The following is a 17,269-nucleotide window of genomic DNA, read 5'->3' on the forward strand; positions in this document are numbered from 1 at the left end:
CGACAAGCTTTCTTGGCCGGCCCAATTCTTGGCAGGAAACCGCCTCAGACATCGAGAGGCGACAGCGGCTCAGTCGCGCGGTGGTAGCGACCGGCGAGTGCGCGCACGAGTTCGACGAGTTCCGCGGGCTTCGTCACGGTGAAGTCGACGCCGAGCAAGCCGAGGTGAACGGCGAGCGCCTCGATGCTGTCCGCGCCGGTGTCCAGCTGGCAGCGGGTGTCGTCGATAGGCGTGATGGTGCCGATCGCAGCGTTGATCCGCTCGGCGAGCTGTTCAGCCGGTGCGTGCACGATGACCTGCGCCCGGTACCGCCAGGCGGCCGACGACACGCCCCGCCGCACCTGGTCGACGGCTTCCTCGGGGAGTTCGCGGGGGGTGAATCCGGGGCCCGTCGGAGTGCGTGGATGGAGCCGGTCCACCCGGAACGTCCGCCAGTCGGCCCGGTCGATGTCGAACCCGACCAGATACCACCGGCGTCCCCAGTTGACGAGCCGGTACGGCTCCGCCTCGCGCCGGCTCTCGGAGCCGTCGTGGCTCCGGTAGTCGAACCGCAGGCGCTGGTGGTCCCGGCAGGCGGCAGCGAGAACGCTCAGCGTGTCCGCGTCCACCCGCGGGCCTGGCTCGTCCCGGGGCACCGCCACGGCGTACCGCTGGAGTGCGTTGACACGTCGCCGGAGCCGGGCCGGCAGCACCTGCTCCAGTTTCGCCAGTGCGCGCAGCGAGGTCTCCTCGACCCCGGTGATCGTGCCCCCGGCGGCGGTGCGGAGCCCGATCGCCACCGCGACCGCCTCCTCGTCGTCGAGCAGCAGGGGCGGCAAAGCGGCCCCGGCACCGAGTCTGTAGCCGCCTACCGCGCCTCGGCTGCCGTGCACCGGATAGCCGAGGTTCCGCAGGCGTTCCACGTCGTTGCGGACGGTGCGGGTGCTGACCGCCAGCCGCTCGGCCAATTCGGCGCCGGTCCACTCGCGGGGTGTCTGCAGTAGCGAGAGCAAGCGCAGCAGCCGCGCCGAGGTTTCCAACATTCTTCGGAGTCTGCCAGAGAAATAGGAACGGGCCTTGCCTAATTCGCTCCTACGCTGACGCCCATGACGAACGACAGCACGATCGCCCCGTTCCGCATCGACATTCCCCAGGCCGACCTCGACGATCTCCAGCGGCGGCTGGCCCGGACGCGGTGGGCGGAGGAACTGCCCGCGGGCGAGTCGGCACCGGCCGGCCCGGTGCCGCCCGGGTGGGAGTACGGCGTACCGGTGGGCTACGTCAAGCAGCTGGTCGAGCGCTGGCGCACCAGCTACGACTGGCGGGCCTGGGAGGCGAAGCTGAACGCGTACCCGCAGTTCACCACCGAGATCGACGGCCAGAACATCCACTTCCTGCACGTGCGGTCGCCGGAGCCGGACGCGACGCCGCTGATCCTGACCCACGGCTGGCCGACCTCGGTGGTCGAGTGGCTGGACGTGATCGGCCCGCTCACCGACCCGCGGGCCCACGGCGGCGACCCGGCCGGCGCGTTCCACCTCGTCATTCCGTCGGTGCCGGGGTTCGGCTTCTCCGGGCCGACCCGGGAGCGCGGCTGGGACCGGTACCGGGTGGCCAAGGCCTGGGCCGAGCTGATGCGCCGGCTCGGGTACGACCGCTACGGCGCGGCCGGCAACGACGGCGGATCGCTGATCTCGCCCGAGGTGGGCCGGGTCGATCCGGCGCACGTCCGCGGCGTGCACGTGACGCAGGTCTTCTCGTTCCCGTCGGGTGACCCCGCCGAGCTGGCCGGTCTCTCCGAGGAGGAGCGCGGAAAGCTCGCGTTCGCCGAGTGGTTCACCCAGAACCGGGGCGCGTACGACAAGCTCCAGTCCACCGAGCCGCAGAATCTGGCGCACGCCTTGGCCGATTCCCCGGCCGGTCTGCTCGGCTGGCACGCGCAGCTGCTCGGCGCTTCGCTCGACCCGGACTTCGTGCTCACCAACGTGATGATCTACTGGCTGACCAACACGGCCGCCTCAGCCGCCCGGTTCTATTACGAGGACGCGGCTGCGGCCCCCGCACAGCAGAAGTCGAACGGCCGGGGCACGTTCGTGCCCGAGCCGACCACAGTGCCCCTCGGCCTGGCGAACTTCGCCTGGGATTACCAGTCCATCCGGACGTTCGCCGACCGCGACCACGAGAACATCGTCTCCTGGAACGTCTACGACCGGGGCAGCCACTTCGCCGCGCACGACGCTCCCGATCTGCTCGTCGACGACATCCGGCAGTTCTTCGCCAAGGTTCGCTGATCCGCCGCGCCCCGATTTACTTCCCACGAAAGGAAATCGCATGCATCTCGGGAACAGCAGGTCCGCCTCCTCGGCGAGACGCTGGGGCGCCCGCTCACCGTCGAGGACCTCGACCCGGAGCCCGTGCTGGAGCAGATGAGCCAGTGCACGAACCCGAGTTCCTGGCCGCGCTCTTCGCTCTCATGGCTCAGGCGGTCGGCAAACCCGCGCCGGTCAACGACGTCATCGAGCAGATCACCGGGCACCCCGCCCGCACCTACGCCCAGTGGGCCGCGGATCACCGGGCCGACTTCGGCGGCTGATCAACGCAGCGGGCACGGAAAGGGAGGCACGATGGCACAGGTGCTGGGGCGACGGGAATTGGGGCGAGCGCTGCTGGCCCGACAGTGGCTGCTGGAACGTGCCGATGCGACCGTCGAGGAGGCGGTCACCCGGCTGGTCGGCATGCAGGCACAGGCACCGTACGCGCCCTACTTCGGGCTCTGGAGCAGATTGCGGACGTTCGGCACCGCCGACCTTGCCGACGCGCTGACCGAGCGCCGCCTAGTACGGGTCGCGCTGATGCGCAGCACCATCCACTTGGTCACCACAGCGGACTACCGCTCGTTGCGGCCATGGGCGCAGCCCGCGCTCGACCGCGAGCTGAACACCGCGTTCAAAACGCCCCTCACTGGTCTGGACCGTGCGGCCGTGGCGGAGTCCGGCCGGGCGCTGCTCGACGCACGGCACCTGACCCCCAAGGAGCTCGGGGCGGCGCTGCACGAGCGGTGGCCCGATCGCGAGCCCCACGCGCTCGCCACCGTAGTGCGCAATCTCGTGCCGCTAGTGCAGGTGCCGCCACGCGCCGTCTGGGGTGTCGGCGGCACCACCCGGTACGCGACGGCGGCCGGCTGGACCGGAGCCGAGCCCGACCCTGCCGCCGACTCCGAACGCATAGTGCTGCGCTACCTCGCCGCGTTCGGCCCGGCCTCGGTCGCCGACGTGCAGACCTGGGCCGGCCGGACCCGGCTGCGTCCCGTCCTGGAAAGGCTGCGGCCGCACCTGGCGGTCTTCCGCGACGAGCACCGGGCGGAGCTGTTCGACCTGCCGGATGCGCCCCGCCCCGGCGCCGACGCCCCCGCGCCGGTTCGCTTCTTGCCCGAGTACGACAACCTCCTGGCCTCCCACGCCGACCGCGGCCGCGTGATCTCGGCGGAGGCCCGCAAACGAGTCATGACACGCAACGGAAAGCACGCCACCATCCTGGTAGACGGGCAGGTGACGGGTGCCTGGAAACTCGACCGGGCAAAGGCGTCAGCGACTCTGGAGATCGACCTGTTCCGGCCGCTGACCGCCGCCGAGCGCGCCGAGGTCGAAGCCGAAGGCACCCGGCTGCTGAAGTTCGCCGCGCCCGGCGCCAGCCACGACCTCCGCATGGAAACGCTCGCGGACCGCGACGACCCGGTGCGCGGCGATCGGCAGTGAGTTCGGGTCGCGCCCCATGCGAAGCAGGCCTAATGAGCCGCCTCTACGATCCGCGATTGGCTGCGGATGCGTCGTGCGCTTCGGGGAATCCGCTTCCACCGGACAGCTTTCGCTAGCGCACCGCTGATCCCCGGAGCCGGCAAGGGGGTTCGAACCCCTGACCTTCTGTTTACAAGACAGATGCTCTACCAACTGAGCTATACCGGCGCGCACCCGATGACGGGCGCGCCGGAAGTATATCCACCCACCCCGGCAACAGTCCGCCAGCCCGCCTTAACCCCCAGGTCAGCACCGGAAATCGGCAAGATCCACCTCCATGCGGCACGATCGGTGACGGGTGTGGCGGACACCACTGCAACAGCTGGGGCGGCACGGCCGATGGTCCCCGGGAACGAACGAGGAGGTGGGGATCGATCATGAAGATCAACGAGCGTGCCGGCCAGGGGGCGGCGCGCAGACGGTGGCCGATTCTCGAGCCCCCGCACCCGCGGTCGAACCAGCGGCATCGGCCGAATCTGTTGCGCCGTCGCGCTTGGCACATTCTCGAGGCTCCGACGGCGGAACAGCCCGCGGTCGAGTCCGAGGAGGCGATCGGACCCAAGCCGCCCGACGACGCGACCGTCAACTTCGTTCTGGACCTCACCCTGCGGATCGGCGAAGTGCAGATGGCCAGCGGCGCCGGCGCTTCCGACGTCACCGCGACCATTCTCGCGCTCACCTCCGCGCTCGGGCTGCCGCACTGCGAGGTCGACGTCATCTTCACGTCGATCACCGTCACCTGTCACCGCGGCACCGACCTCGCGCCGGTGACCGCGTTGCGAGTGGTCCGTTCGCGCAGCCTCGACTACACCCGGCTGACCGAGACCGAAGCGCTCGTGCGCCAGATCGTCCGCGGCCACACCGGCGCGGAGGAAGCGGTTACCGAACTGGACCGGATCACCTCCGCGCCGCACCCGTACGCGCGCTGGACCGCGACCGCCGCCTGGGGCGGGCTGGCCGGGTTCATCACGTTGCTGCTCGGCGGCGGCATCGACATCGCGCTCGTCGCGATGGTCATCTCCGCGGCGGTCGACCGGATCGGCAGGCTGCTCAACAAGGTCAATCTGCCGTTCTTCTTCCAGCAGGTGGTCGGCGGCCTGTTCGCGACGCTGTCGGCGATGATCATCGTCAGCAGCAACATCCTCACCACCGACCGGCCGACGCTGGTGGTCGCCGCGGCGGTCACCGTGCTGCTGTCGGGACTTTCCACGGTTTCCGCGGTGCAGGACGGAATCACCGGGTATTACGTCACCGCGTCCGGCCGCACGATGGAAACCGCGTTGATGAGTGCCGGGCTGATCGCGGGCGTCGTGCTCGCTCTGCGAATCGCGGTGATGCTCGAACTTCCGCGCACGCCGCTGCCCGACGTCCCTGCGTCGACCGCGCAGCACCTGCCGATCATCGTCGTCGGCGGGGCCGGTGCGGCCGCCTGCTTCGCGCTTGCCTCGTACTCGAAACTGCGCGCGATGCTCGTCGCCGCCGCGGCGGGCGGGATCGGCGCACTCGTGTACGGCGCGCTGATCCTGGCCGCCCTCGACGCGGTGAGCGCCTCCGCGATCGCGGCGACGCTCGTCGGGTTCTGCGGCGGCGTGATGGCCCGGCGGCTGAAAGTTACTCCGCTCGTGGTCGCCGTGTCCGGGATCACTCCGCTGCTGCCCGGCCTCTCCACCTATCGTGGTCTATACCAATTAGCGGTGTCGCCGGGAGGGAACATCTCCACCCTGATGACCGCGGTCGCCATCGGGCTCGCCCTCGCGGCGGGCGTTGTACTGGGCGAATACCTCGCCCAGCCGGTCCGCACCGGGCTCGGCAGGCTCGAGCGCAAGCTCTCCGGGCCCCGCCTCGCCGGGCCGATGGAACCGACCGAACGGCGTTTGGAGTAACTAGTTGGTCACCGGCCGGTCACTCCGCGCGCGCTAGGGTTTCTCCAGGGGCCGCGACCCGCCGATGACGAGGGAGCAGCTGGAGTGACTGACGCGATCGCCGACCGGAACAGCGCACCGTCCGCGGATTTCGTCGTGGTGGCCAACCGGCTGCCCGTCGACCTCGAACGGACCGCGGACGGGGAACAACGCTGGACCGCCAGTCCTGGCGGACTGGTCTCGGCACTCGAACCCTTCCTGAGGTCCCGCAAAGGCGCCTGGGTCGGCTGGCCGGGCGTGCCGGACGTCGAGGTGGACGAGTTCGACGACGACGGGCTCGTCCTGCACCCGGTGTCGCTCAGCTCGGCCGAGGTCCGCGACTACTACGAGGGCTTCTCCAACGCCACGCTCTGGCCGCTCTACCACGACGTCGTCGAACGGCCGGTCTTCGACCGCTCGTGGTGGGACAGCTACGTGAAGGTCAACCGCCGGTTCGCCGAGGCCAGCGCGGGCGTCGCCGCGCACGGGGCGACCGTGTGGATCCAGGACTACCAGCTGCAGCTGGTGCCCCGGATGCTCCGCGAACTGCGCCCCGACCTGCGCATCGGCTTCTTCCTGCACATCCCGTTCCCGCCGGTCGAGCTGTTCATGCAGCTCCCGTGGCGCGCGGAGATCGTGCGCGGCCTGATCGGCGCGGACCTGATCGGCTTCCACCGGCCCGGCGGCGCGCAGAACTTCCTGTGGCTGGCCCGGCAGCTGGTCGGCCTCGAACCCACCCGCGGCGCGGTCGGCGTCCGGTCGCGGCCGGGCATGGTGCAGGTCGGCGACCGCACCGTGCGCGTCGGTGCCTTCCCGATCTCGATCGACGCGGCCGGCCTCGACTCGCTCGCGCGCAGCAAGGGCGTCGTCGAGCGCACCAAGCAGATCCGCCGCGACCTCGGCAACCCGAAGACGGTGCTGCTCGGCGTCGACCGGCTCGACTACACCAAGGGCATCGACCTGCGGCTGCAGGCGCTGCACGAGCTGCTGCACGAAGGCCGCCTCGAACCCGGCGACGTCACGTTCGTGCAGCTGGCCACTCCGAGCCGCGAACGCGTCGAGCACTACCAGCGGATGCGCGGCGAGATCGAGCAGATGGTCGGCCGGATCAACGGCGAATTCGCCCGCGTCGGCCACCCGGTCGTGCACTATTTGCACCAATCCGTGAACCGCACCGAGCTGGCCGCCTTCTTCTCCGCGGCCGACGTGATGGTGGTGACTCCGCTGCGCGACGGGATGAATCTCGTCTGCAAGGAGTACGTCGCGTGCCGCCCCGATCTCGGCGGTGCTCTGGTGCTCAGCGAGTTCGCTGGTGCGGCGGCGGAACTGACCAGCGCTTTCCTCGTCAACCCGCACGATCTGGACGGGGTGAAGAACGCCTTGGAGGCTGCCATTACGCTCGACCCCGCCGAGGGCCGACGCAGGATGCGCGCCATGCGTCGCCAGGTCCTCACCCACGACGTCGACCGGTGGGCGCGTTCGTTCCTCCAGGCGCTGGGTGCCGAACCGGCCGACTGACCCCTCCCCCGTACCGCGCTGGACCTCCTGAGGAGGAGTGTTGACCGCCGAGGCGTTGCCCGCGGAGCTACGGCGCGCGATCGTGCAGATCGCCCGTACCCCGCGCCTGCTGGTCGCCTGCGACTACGACGGCACGTTGGCCCCGATCACCGCCAACCCGGACGAGGCGCGGCCGCTGCCCGAGTCCGTCGGCGCGCTCAGATCACTCGCCGGCCTGCACGAAACGACCACCGCCGTCATTTCCGGCCGGGCCCTGCGCGACCTCGCGACTCTGTCGCGGCTGCCTTCCGAGGTGAACCTGGTCGGCAGCCACGGCTCCGAGTTCGACATCGGATTCATCCACGCGCTCGACGAGGACGCGAAGGCGCTGCACCGGCGGCTCGAACACGAGCTGGAACAGCTGGTGCTCGACGTGCCCGGGGTGTCGCTCGAGGTCAAGCCGGCGAGCATCGCGGTGCACGTGCGCCGCGCCGAGCACAACGCCGGCCGGCGCGTGCTCTCGGCGGTGCACGAGGGTCCGTCGCAGTGGGAGGGCGTCACGACCACCGACGGCAAGGAAGTCGTCGAACTGGCGGTCGTGAAGACCGACAAGGGCAACGCGCTGGACACCCTGCGTCACCAGGTCGGGGCCACCGCGGCGGTGTTCCTCGGCGACGACGTCACCGATGAGAAGGCGTTCGCCCGGCTGGCCGGGCCGGACCTCGGCATCAAGGTCGGCGACGGCGAATCGCTCGCCGAGTACCGCGTGCCCGACACCGTCGACGTCGCCATGGTGCTCGCGTTCCTCCTGGAGGAGCGGCGCAACTGGCTCTACGGCGAGTCCGCGCCGCCGATCGAGCGGCTGTCGCTGCTGGCCAACGAGCGCTCGGTCGCACTGGTGACGCCGGACGCGAAGCTGACCTGGCTGTGCCACCCCGGCCCGGACGCCCCCGCGGTGTTCGCCGACCTGCTCGGCGGCCCCGGGGCCGGGCACTTCTCGATCAAACCGCACCGCAATGGGCTCCCGCTCGGCCAGCGGTACCTGCCGAACACGATGACGGTCGAAACGCGCTGGTCGCGGCTGCTCGTCACGGACTATCTCGAACCGGAAAGCCCCGGGCACCGCACCGACCTCGTGCGCGTGATCTCCGGCGAGGCGGTGGCGCAGGTCGTGTTCGCGCCGCGGCCGGAATTCGGCGGCGTGCCGGTGAAACTGGTCGCCGAGGCCGAGGGCCTGCGCGTGCTGGGCACGTCGGAGCCGTTCGTGCTGCGCTCGCCGGGCATCGAATGGTCGATCGACTCCGACGGCCTGCAGGACACCGCGACCGCGCTCGTCCAGCCGACGCCGGAACAGCCGGTCGTGCTCGAATTGCGTTGCGGCACCACGGATCTCTCCGCCCACGAACTGTCCGAAGTGGACCGTCGCGACCGAGCGGGCCGGTACTGGAGCGATTGGGCGGCGAAGCTCAAGCTGCCGACCGTGCAGACCGAACTGGTGCGCCGCTCCGCACTCACCCTGCGCGGGCTGGTCAACACCGACACCGGCGGCGTGCTGGCCGCCGCGACGTCGTCGCTGCCGGAGGAGATCGGCGGGGTCCGCAACTGGGACTACCGCTACTGCTGGATCCGCGACGCCGCGATGACCGTGCGCGAACTGGTGCACCTCGGTTCGCACGAGGAGGCCGAGGGCTACCTGCAGTGGCTGCACGGCGTGCTCGCCACGCTGGCCGGTCCGGAGCGGCTGCACCCGCTGTACACGCTGGCCGGAAGCGTCATCGGCGCGGAGGCGGTCATCGAATCGCTGCCCGGATACGCAGGTTCGCGGCCGGTGCGCGTCGGCAACCTGGCCAACCACCAGGTGCAGCTCGACGTGTTCGGCCCGGTCGTGGAGCTGGTCGCCACGCTGGCGCAGGTCCGCGGCGAACTGCGCGACGAGGACTGGCAGATGGTGCGCGCGATGGCCGAGGCCGTCACGCGGCGCTGGAACGAGCCGGACCACGGCATCTGGGAAGAGCGGCACGTGCCGCGGCACCGGGTGTACTCGCGGGTGATGTGCTGGGTGACCATCGACCGTGCGGTGCGGCTCGGCGACGAGTACGGCCGCGACGTCCCGGGAGCCTGGCCCAAGCTGCGCGACGAGATCAAGGCCGACGTGCTCGAGCACGGCTGGAACGAAGAGGTGCAGGCGTTCACCACCGCCTACGACGGCACCGACCTCGACGCGGCGTCCCTGTTCGTGGGCCTGACCGGCCTCATCGACCCGGCGGACGAGCGGTTCCAGAAGACCGTGACGGCGATCGAGGCCGAGCTGCGCAGCGGTTCCACGGTGTACCGGTACCGGCGCGACGACGGCCTGCCGGGCGGCGAGGGCGGCTTCCACATCTGCGCGGCCTGGCTGATCGAGGCGTACCTGTGCACCGGGCGGCGCAACGAGGCCGAGGAGCTGTTCGCGCAGATCGTCGACGCGGCGGGCCCGACCGGCCTGCTGCCGGAGCAGTTCGACCCGGTCGCGGAGCGTTCGCTCGGCAACCACCCGCAGGCGTACTCGCACATCGGCCTGATCCGCTGCGCGAATCTCCTCGCCGAAAAGGCTTGATCAGGCAAGCCCATTAGCACGCCTCGGTGACAAGTGCCGTGAAGGCCACCTTGCCGGAATCACATTCCGTTAAGGTGGTCTTCACGAGCATTTGCACGTTCGTTCGGGCTGCTGCGCGGAGGTGATGCGGTGAAGCAGTACTACGGGCAACAGGCCGCGGAGTACGCCCCGCTGCCGCCGCTGTTCGCCGCCCGGGTGCGCTTCGCCTCCGTGGTCACCGGCGTTTCGCTGGTGATCGGCACGCTGCTCGTCTTCGGCCTCACCGCGTTTGTGAACCGGCCGCTGCACGGGCACAGCCTGCCCCGCGGCCCGCTCGGTCTCGCCGCGTGGCTGCTGCCGATGCTGTCCGTGCTCGCCATCGCGGTGGTGGTGCTGTCCGCGCGGCGCTGCCTGCAAGGCGACTACCTGGTGATCGCCCGGGCTCGCAGCACGCGCGCGGCGCTGACCGTGTGTTTCACGCTGCTGTCGGTCAGTTGCGTGATCGCGCTGGGAGTGTCCGCGCTGGTGGATCTCTGGGGCAACCACGGCAGGCTCGGCTTCACCGAACTGCTCGCCGCCTTCGCGAATTTCGCCATCGGCTTGATCGGCTACAGCGCCGGACTCTGGTTCGTGCGGCCCTCGGTGAGCACCCTGGAGAAGTTCAGCGACCATCCCATTTGGTGAGGCCGTGAACGCTCGCCCGCGGTGCGCGCCCCGTCGGGCCGAGTACCGCGCATGAGCTCGTCGCCGAGACCTTCCTCGTGGCGCGGCGGCGACGAGATTCGTATCGGCCATCGTACGAACCCGTTGTCCCGCAACAGGAAGGCGCTCTGACGCCTGGTGGTGGATCACCGCGGCCGCGGCAGTCGCGGTGCTGACCGGCGGCGTGGTCGTGGCGCTCGGATTCAGCCTGACCTCAACCGGCCCCAGCACGGAGTACGGCCCGTTCGAGACCCTCGTCACGATCGACCCGACGGAGCTCCCGGTGACCGGCGTCCGTGTCGTCGCCAAGAGCCCCGCCGCGGGCACCACGATCGGCTCGGCCCAGTACACCCACGAGGCCAACGCGCGTCCCGGATCATTTCGCGTGATTCGCCGCGTTGAGCGCACTCGCCACGTCGGGCACCTCCAGCACCCTGATCCCGTCCGGGAGCTTGCCGGAATCCGGCGGAACCAACGCATGCGTGAAGCCCAGCCGGGCCGCCTCGGCCAGCCTGCGGCCCACGTTCGGGACCCGCCGGATCTCGCCCGCCAGCCCGACCTCGCCCACCGCCACCAATCGCGGCGACAGCGCGACGTCGTGCAGCGACGAGGTCAGCGCGAGCACCAGCGCCAGGTCGATGGCGGGCTCGGTGATCTTCATGCCGCCCACCGTGGCGACGTAGACGTCCTTGTCGCCCAGCTTCATCCGGCCGCGTTTCTCCATCACCGCGAGCACCATGGCGACCCGTGCCGAGTCGAGGCCGCTCACCGCACGCCTGGGCTGCGGCATGCCGCTGCTCGACACCAGCGCCTGCACCTCGCCCAGCAACGGCCGTTTCCCCTCGACCGCGACCGTGACCGCGGTGCCCGGCACCGGTTCCGCCGTCCGGCTCAGGAACAGCCCGGACGGGTCCGGCACGCCGACGATGCCTTCCTCGGTGAGCTCGAAACAGCCGACCTCGTCCGCCGCGCCGAACCGGTTCTTGATGCCGCGCACCATCCGCAGCGTCGAATGCTTGTCGCCCTCGAACTGCAGCACCACGTCCACCAGGTGCTCCAGGACGCGCGGACCGGCGACCGAACCGTCCTTCGTGACATGTCCCACGAGCACGACCGGCAGCCCGCGTTCCTTCGCGAGCGCGACGAGCCCGGAGGTGACCGCGCGGACCTGCGTCACGCCGCCCGGCGAGCCCTCGACCTGCGGCGACGCCATGGTCTGGACCGAATCGACGATCAGCACGCCGGGTTTCACCGCGTCGACGTGCCCGAGGATCGCGGACAGGTCGCTCTCCGCCGCGAGGTACATCTCACCGTGCACGTTGCCGGTGCGTTCGGCGCGCAGCCGGACCTGTCCCGCGGACTCCTCGCCGGTGACGTACAGCGAACGCCCGACCGTGACCGCCCATTGATAGGCGACTTCGAGCAGCAGCGTGGACTTGCCGACCCCGGGTTCACCGGCCAGCAGCGCGACCGCGCCGGGCACGAGCCCGCCGCCGAGCACCCGGTCCAGCTCCGGCACGCCGGTGGCCTTCGCCCGGGCCGCCTCGACGTCGACCTCGGCGATCGGCCGCGCGGGCGCGCTCGGCGCTCCGGCGGCCACCCGCGCGATCGCCGGTTTCGCGGAGCCGCGCTCCTCGAGCGTGCCCCACGCCTGGCATTCCGGGCAGCGACCGACCCACTTCGCCGTTTCGTACCCGCATTCCGCGCACCGGTGGACGGTGCTGGTCTTCTTCACCACTCCGCGAGGCTATCGGCGAGCACCGACAGAAATCGCGGCGGCGATCAGGACCCCGCGTGCGCCGGCGCGGCGACCGGCAGCTCGACCACGATCGGGCCGGCGTTCTGGAAGGTGAAGGTGACCTTGATCGTCCCGCCCGGCCACAGCGGCTGCTTGAGCCCCGGCAGGACGATCTTGCCGGCGCCGAGCTGGCCCGCCGCGCCGCCGTTGTCGCCCGGCTGCGGCGAGTTCGACGCCGAGCTGGGGGCGGAGCTCGACGAGCTGCTCGGGGCGGAGCTCGGCGCGCTGGACGGAGCCGGGTTCGTCTCCGAGGCAGGCGTGCTGTTCGCCGAGTCCGACTGCGCCGGAGCGCCCTGCTCGACCGCGTTCGCCGGGCCGATCACGAGCGAGTGCCCGGCGACGATCGCCGAGTCCCCGGAGATCTGCGCGGGGCCGGAGGCGGCGTCCGACGTCACCGAGACGAGCTTGTCGTCCTTCTGGCCCTGGTTGACGATGGTGAGCGTGAGCGGGGCGGGCGAACCGGCCGCGTAGCCGGGGCCCTGCGCCGGGTACTGCACCGCGGCGTTGCGCAGCACGATCGTCTTCACCTGGGCGTAGGTGCCGTTGACGGCGGGCTGCTGAGTGTCGGTCTGGGTGATCTGACCGGCTCCGCAACCGGCGAGCACGAGCGCGGCGCCGAGCGCCGACACGCCTGCGCCGAGCACGCGGCGATTCTGCAGCCTCACGTCAGAGTCCTTCCCTTTCACGGCCTCGTCCTTCCCGAAGACTAGCCGGGCGCTTCTCCGCGCGCGGAACCGGTCCGCGTTCCCGGCCGATCGACTGTCCACAAAGGATCTCACGGTGCCGGCCGGGGCGTTGTCGGCTCACCTGCATGAGCACGGCGAAAACCGGTTTGTCAAGCCCTGCTCAGGCCGCTGACCTGCGACGACGATCCCGGGCCGCTAGGTGGCCGCCGAACAGCCGTGATAGGATGGAGTCAGCGAAAGGGGCAGAGGACACATGGTTTTCAAGGTCGGAGAGACCGTCGTCTACCCGCACCACGGTGCCGCACTCATCGAAGCCATCGAGACCCGCGTGATCAAGGGCGAGGAAAAGAAGTACCTCGTCCTCAAAGTCGCGCAAGGGGATCTTACGGTTCGCGTGCCCGCGGACAACGCCGAGATCGTCGGCGTGCGCGATGTCGTCGGGCAAGAAGGACTGGACAAGGTCTTCGATGTTCTGCGTGCTCCGCACACCGAAGAGCCCACGAACTGGTCTCGTCGGTACAAGGCCAACCTGGAGAAACTCGCCTCCGGCGATGTGAACAAGGTGGCCGAAGTGGTGCGCGACCTCTGGCGGCGAGAAAAGGACCGCGGACTTTCAGCCGGCGAGAAACGCATGCTGGCGAAGGCACGGCAAATTCTGGTCAGCGAGCTCGCGCTCGCGGAGGGCACCGACGAGGGCAAGGCGGAAACGCTCCTCGACGAGGTTCTGGAGACCGCGACGGTCTGACCCCGGGTCCTCCGGTTCGCCCCCGCGGCAACCGGTTCCCTACGATCACGACCTGATGAACCCACAGGTGCACAGCGTCGCGTTCGTGACTGTCGCGCACCGTCCGGCCGATTCCGAGCTCGCGCTCACGGCGGTCGGCGGCGCAGCACTGCTCACGCACACCGTGCGGGGGCTGCTCGGCACACCGGAGATCGATCTGGTGGTCGCCGCAGCCCCCGAGCGGTGTGCGAAGTCGTTTTCGGAGGCATTGCACGGCCTCGCCTGCCGGGTAGTTCCCGGTGCCTCGCTCCGGCAGGTGTTCGCCGCCGTCGAGCCGCTTCTTTCCCCGGACGCCGTCGTGCTGGTGCACGACGCGCTGCGGGCGTTCACTCCACAACGGACGGTCCGGCAGGTGCTGGCAGCGGTCCGGGACGGCGCGCCCGTCGCGGTGCCGGTGCTGCCGATGTCCGACACCGTGAAAACCACCGACGAATCCGGAATCGTCACCGCAACAGTGGATCGCGACGGTCTCCGCAGCGCGCAAACGCCGGTGGGTTTTTCCCTTCCCGCTTTCCGTTCCGCACTCGCCGATTCCGCTGACCCCGGTCTCGCCGATACCGCGGGCGCGGCCACCGTCCCCGGCGATCCGGACGCGATGCGCGTCGCGAGCGCCTTCGAACTCACCCTCGCCGAGGCACTCGTCGCCGGCGGGGACCGAGAGGATCCTCTGTGACCGATCTGCGGGTAGGCAACGGCGTCGATGTCCATCCGATCGCGCCGGGTCGCGAATGCTGGATGGCCGGACTGCGGTGGCCGGGCGTCGACGGCTGCGCGGGCCATTCGGACGGCGACGTCGCGGCACACGCGCTGTGCGACGCCCTGCTGTCCGCCGCCGGCCTCGGCGATCTCGGCGCGGTCTTCGGCACCGGCGATCCGCGCATGGACGGCGCACACGGCACCGACATGCTCGTCGAGGTGCGCACGTTGCTGCGCGCCGAGGGGTGGCAGGTCTCCAACGCGACGGTGCAGGTCATCGGCAACCATCCGCGGATCGGGAAACGGCGCGACGAGGCGCAGCAGGTGCTGAGCGACGCCGTCGGCGGACCCGTGAGCGTTTCCGGGACGACGTCCGACGGACTCGGGCTCACCGGCCGCGGCGAGGGCATCGCGGCGGTCGCGACCGCTCTTCTCATTCGCGGCTGAGCGAAATTCGCGGAATCGGGAGAATCGTCACATCGCTTTTCCCTGACAGCTGAACATCGCGATCTGGATAGACGATCTTCACCTGCCGGGCGAAGATCCGCGCACGCTCTCGCGACTCATTTCAGCTATTCCGTGGCGTTTGCTTCGTGAGCGGAAGGCTGGTCGAATACTGCCGTCGCGTAAGGCCGATCCCGCGGGTCCGGTTCGACGCCGGGGTTCGGGGAGCCGTCTGTCCCGTCGGCTGCGCGAGGCGCCACAAACGGGCGGCGTCGCACCCCGGATGACCGATAGGGTTGTCTCGTGGCCATCAACGCGGTTTTGTTCGACTTCTCCGGCACCCTTTTCCGCCTTGAGCAGCAGGACGGCTGGCTCGACGACGTCCGCGACGACGACGGCGAGGTCCTCGACGTCGAAGCGCAGACCGAGCTGATGCGGCGGATGACCGCGCCGGTCGAGCAGTCCGTCGAACTGGACGAGGAGCACCTGTACGCCTGGCACAACCGCGACCGCGACCCGGAGCTGCACCGGAAGGTGTACCTGGAGGTGCTGCGGCTGTCCGGCGTGCCCCGGCGCGACCAGGCCGAGGCGCTGTACGCGCAGCTCGTCGCGCCCGACCAGTGGACGCCGTACCCGGACACCGAGGCCGCGCTCAAGGCAGTCGCGAGCAGCGGGCGCAAGGCGGGCGTGCTGAGCAACATCGCGTTCGACATCCGGCCCGCGTTCGGCCAGCGCGGCTGGGACGCGCACGTCGCCGAGTTCACCCTGTCCTTCGAGGTCGGGGCGGTGAAGCCGGAGCCGGAGATCTTCCAGAACGCGATCGAGCGGCTCGGGGTGCGCGCCGAGGAGACGCTGATGGTCGGCGACAGCGAGGAGGCCGACGGCGGCGCCCGCGCGCTGGGCTGCCGGTTCGCGCTGGTCGACCCGCTGCCCACCGCGCAGCGGCCGGACGCGCTGCTGGGCGTGCTGCGGGAGCACGGCGTGCTCTGACCCACAGTGGCCCCGGTACCCTTTACCTCGTGGCTTTGCACCTGTACGACACCGCGACCCGTGCCCCCCGGGAGTTCACTCCCGTCCGCAGCGGAACGGCGTCGATCTACGTGTGTGGTGCCACCGTGCAGGGAGTACCGCATATCGGGCACGTCCGCGGGATGCTGAATTACGACGTGCTGCGCCGCTGGCTGCTCCACAGTGGACTCGACGTGCTGCTGGTCCGCAACGTCACCGACATCGACGACAAGATCCTCGCCAAGGCCGCCGACGCCGGACGGCCGTGGTGGGAATGGGCGGCGACGCACGAGCGGGCGTTCGAGAAGGCGTACGAGGACCTCGGCTGCCTTCCGCCGTCGGTCACGCCGCGCGCGACCGGGCACGTCACGCAGATGGTCCAGCTGATGGAGCGGCTGATCGAAGCCGGGCACGCGTACGCCGTCGACGGCGACGTGTACTTCTCGGTGAAGTCGTTCCCGGAGTACGGCACGCTCTCCGGACAGCAGCTCGACGAGGTCCAGCAGGGCGAGACGCCTACCCGCGGCAAGCGCGATTCACGCGATTTCACTCTGTGGAAGAGCGCGAAGCCGGGCGAGCCGTCGTGGCCGACGCCGTGGGGCGACGGGCGGCCGGGCTGGCACCTCGAATGCTCGGCGATGGCGACCAACTACCTCGGCGCCGAGTTCGACATCCACGGCGGCGGCGTCGACCTGGTGTTCCCGCACCACGAGAACGAGCGCGCGCAGTCGAACGCGGCGGGCGACGGGTTCGCCCGCTACTGGCTGCACAACGCGTGGGTGACCATGTCCGGCGAGAAGATGTCGAAGTCGCTGGGCAACACGGTCTCGATCCCGGCGATGCTGGAGCGCTACCGCGCGCCCGAGCTGCGCTACTACCTGGTGCAGCCGCATTACCGGTCCACGGTCGAGTACTCCGACGGCGCGGTTTCCGAAGCCGCTCAGGGCTACCGGCGGATCGAGGCGTTCCTGCGCCGGGCGGAGTCGGCCGGTGCGGTCTCCGTGGGCGAAGTTCCGGCGGAGTTCGCCGCGGCGATGGACGACGACCTGGCGACGCCGGCCGCGTTCGCCGTGGTGCACAACACGGTCCGCGACGGTAACGCCGCCCTCGACGGAGGCGACACCACGAAGGCGCTCGAACTGGCCGGCACGGTCCGCGGGATGACCGGCGTGCTCGGTCTCGACCCGCTGTCGCCGGACTGGGCGGACGGCGGCTCGGACACTCCCGTCCGCGATGCGCTGAGCACGCTCGTGGAAGCCCTGCTGGCCGAACGCCAGGAGGCCCGTGCGGCGAAGGACTTCGCCCGCGCGGACGCCGCCCGCGACCGTCTCGTGGCGGCGGGGATCGCGGTGGAAGACACCCCGAACGGTCCGCAATGGACGGTCAGGAACTCCTGACCTCCTTC

At 70.3% G+C, this 17,269-nt stretch carries 15 protein-coding genes and 1 tRNA gene; 12 read left to right on the forward strand and 4 right to left on the reverse strand.

Going from position 1 to position 17,269, the window contains the following annotated elements:
- Positions 1-44: 44 nt before the first annotated feature.
- Positions 45-1,022 carry a helix-turn-helix transcriptional regulator gene (locus tag H5411_RS09635; protein ID WP_101437215.1) on the reverse strand — a complete coding sequence of 326 codons (978 nt, stop codon included), beginning with the start codon at positions 1,020-1,022 and terminating at the stop codon, positions 45-47.
- Between the two features lie 63 nt (positions 1,023-1,085).
- Between H5411_RS09635 and H5411_RS09640 the strand changes: the two genes are divergently transcribed.
- From H5411_RS09640 to H5411_RS09650, 3 genes are all read left to right on the forward strand, one after another.
- Positions 1,086-2,270, forward strand: a complete 1,185-nt coding sequence (locus tag H5411_RS09640) for an epoxide hydrolase family protein (protein ID WP_101437214.1) — start codon at positions 1,086-1,088, stop codon at positions 2,268-2,270.
- Between the two features lie 143 nt (positions 2,271-2,413).
- The gene (locus H5411_RS46965; RefSeq protein ID WP_208637392.1) at positions 2,414-2,572 is read left to right on the forward strand and encodes a hypothetical protein; all 159 of its coding nucleotides are present in this window, start codon (positions 2,414-2,416) and stop codon (positions 2,570-2,572) included.
- 31 nt (positions 2,573-2,603) lie between these two features.
- Complete coding sequence (locus H5411_RS09650; RefSeq protein ID WP_101437213.1) at positions 2,604-3,734, forward strand: winged helix DNA-binding domain-containing protein; 1,131 nt, start codon at positions 2,604-2,606, stop codon at positions 3,732-3,734.
- A 134-nt stretch (positions 3,735-3,868) separates the two neighbouring features.
- Here the strand turns inward: H5411_RS09650 and H5411_RS09655 are convergent.
- A tRNA-Thr gene (locus tag H5411_RS09655) sits at positions 3,869-3,941 on the reverse strand.
- Between the two features lie 209 nt (positions 3,942-4,150).
- On the opposite strand from H5411_RS09655, the gene H5411_RS09660 reads away from it, so the two are divergent.
- From H5411_RS09660 to H5411_RS09675, 4 genes are all read left to right on the forward strand, one after another.
- A complete protein-coding gene (locus tag H5411_RS09660; RefSeq protein WP_101437212.1) occupies positions 4,151-5,656 on the forward strand; it encodes a threonine/serine exporter family protein in 1,506 nt (501 codons plus the stop codon).
- Between the two features lie 84 nt (positions 5,657-5,740).
- Positions 5,741-7,192, forward strand: coding sequence for an alpha,alpha-trehalose-phosphate synthase (UDP-forming) (locus H5411_RS09665; RefSeq protein WP_167441975.1), 1,452 nt, complete (start codon positions 5,741-5,743; stop codon positions 7,190-7,192).
- A 40-nt stretch (positions 7,193-7,232) separates the two neighbouring features.
- A complete protein-coding gene (gene otsB, locus H5411_RS09670) occupies positions 7,233-9,767 on the forward strand; it encodes a trehalose-phosphatase (protein WP_167441974.1) in 2,535 nt (844 codons plus the stop codon).
- Between the two features lie 129 nt (positions 9,768-9,896).
- The gene (locus tag H5411_RS09675; RefSeq protein ID WP_101437210.1) at positions 9,897-10,430 is read left to right on the forward strand and encodes a hypothetical protein; all 534 of its coding nucleotides are present in this window, start codon (positions 9,897-9,899) and stop codon (positions 10,428-10,430) included.
- Between the two features lie 394 nt (positions 10,431-10,824).
- Here H5411_RS09675 and radA read toward each other — a convergent pair whose 3' ends face one another.
- Together radA and H5411_RS09685 are read right to left on the reverse strand one after the other, a co-directional pair.
- A complete protein-coding gene (gene radA, locus H5411_RS09680) occupies positions 10,825-12,186 on the reverse strand; it encodes a DNA repair protein RadA (RefSeq protein WP_101437209.1) in 1,362 nt (453 codons plus the stop codon).
- Between the two features lie 44 nt (positions 12,187-12,230).
- Positions 12,231-12,911 carry a copper chaperone PCu(A)C gene (locus H5411_RS09685; RefSeq protein WP_183123613.1) on the reverse strand — a complete coding sequence of 227 codons (681 nt, stop codon included), beginning with the start codon at positions 12,909-12,911 and terminating at the stop codon, positions 12,231-12,233.
- A 274-nt stretch (positions 12,912-13,185) separates the two neighbouring features.
- Between H5411_RS09685 and H5411_RS09690 the strand changes: the two genes are divergently transcribed.
- The 5 genes from H5411_RS09690 to cysS all read left to right on the forward strand — a co-directional run bounded on the left by H5411_RS09690 (position 13,186) and on the right by cysS (position 17,261).
- A complete protein-coding gene (locus tag H5411_RS09690; RefSeq protein WP_009084200.1) occupies positions 13,186-13,677 on the forward strand; it encodes a CarD family transcriptional regulator in 492 nt (163 codons plus the stop codon).
- Between the two features lie 67 nt (positions 13,678-13,744).
- Positions 13,745-14,389, forward strand: coding sequence for an IspD/TarI family cytidylyltransferase (locus H5411_RS09695; RefSeq protein ID WP_167442204.1), 645 nt, complete (start codon positions 13,745-13,747; stop codon positions 14,387-14,389).
- A gap of 5 nt (positions 14,390-14,394) precedes the next feature.
- The gene (gene ispF / locus H5411_RS09700; protein ID WP_101440989.1) at positions 14,395-14,859 is read left to right on the forward strand and encodes a 2-C-methyl-D-erythritol 2,4-cyclodiphosphate synthase; all 465 of its coding nucleotides are present in this window, start codon (positions 14,395-14,397) and stop codon (positions 14,857-14,859) included.
- Positions 14,860-15,159: 300 nt separating this feature from the next.
- Positions 15,160-15,846 (forward strand): HAD family hydrolase, encoded by a 687-nt coding sequence (locus tag H5411_RS09705; protein ID WP_101437206.1) that lies wholly within the window; start codon positions 15,160-15,162, stop codon positions 15,844-15,846.
- A 29-nt stretch (positions 15,847-15,875) separates the two neighbouring features.
- Entirely contained in the window at positions 15,876-17,261 is a 1,386-nt protein-coding gene (gene cysS / locus H5411_RS09710; RefSeq protein ID WP_101437205.1) for a cysteine--tRNA ligase, read from the forward strand.
- The last annotated feature ends 8 nt before the right edge of the window (positions 17,262-17,269 follow it).

Source organism: Amycolatopsis echigonensis, from assembly GCF_014174495.1.
GTDB lineage: Bacteria > Actinomycetota > Actinomycetes > Mycobacteriales > Pseudonocardiaceae > Amycolatopsis > Amycolatopsis echigonensis.